The following is a 650-nucleotide window of genomic DNA, read 5'->3' on the forward strand; positions in this document are numbered from 1 at the left end:
TCGTTGTCCCAAAACCGCTGCGCACTTTTGGGCGACATACACTAGCCCGCCTCATCCAGCCGGTCGCGCAGCATGCTTAGGGGAAGCAGCATGTTTGGCGCATGCCGCATCAGGCTGTGGAACGGGATCGGCGACGGCGGCGCAAACGGCAGCGGCAAGTCCTGCGGCTTCGCGCCATCAGCCCAATCCGCAAGCACCTTGCCCATGCTCGTGGTCATGGCGATGCCGCGTCCGTTGCAGGCAAAGCCCGCGATCAGGCCGGGCCCGAGATCGACGAGGTGCGGCAGGAAGTCGGGCTCGACGGCGGCCATCCCCGACCAGCTATATTCGAGCGGTGGGATCTCCGGGAGGTCGAGGTGTTTTGCCAGCCGCCGCCAGATCGCCTGCGGCACCCGCGCTTCGGCGCCCGGACCAAAACTATGCATGCCGCCGGTAATCAGCCTGTTTTCGCTGTCGAAGCGGAAGGTGAAAAGATTGCGTCTTGTGTAGCCGACGCCTTGCCCGCCTGGAAGCAGGCGAGTGCGGTATTCGCGTGGCAGCGGAGCCGTCGCGATCTGGAAGATTTTCAGCGGGAAATAGGTTCGCTCAAGCGTGCGGTTTAGCGGCCCGCCATAGGCATTGGTGGCAATCAGCACCTTTCCGGCGCGTAC

General features: G+C 63.8%; 1 protein-coding gene. It reads right to left on the reverse strand.

All coding sequences use genetic code 11. From position 1 onward, the window contains the following. Positions 1-41: 41 nt before the first annotated feature. A partial coding sequence (locus EOA13_RS37385) for an FAD-binding oxidoreductase (RefSeq protein ID WP_164780670.1) occupies positions 42-650 on the reverse strand: 609 nt, incomplete at its 5' end.

The sequence above is a fragment of the Mesorhizobium sp. M7A.F.Ca.US.011.01.1.1 genome (genome assembly GCF_003998295.1).
In the GTDB taxonomy this organism is placed as follows: domain Bacteria; phylum Pseudomonadota; class Alphaproteobacteria; order Rhizobiales; family Rhizobiaceae; genus Mesorhizobium.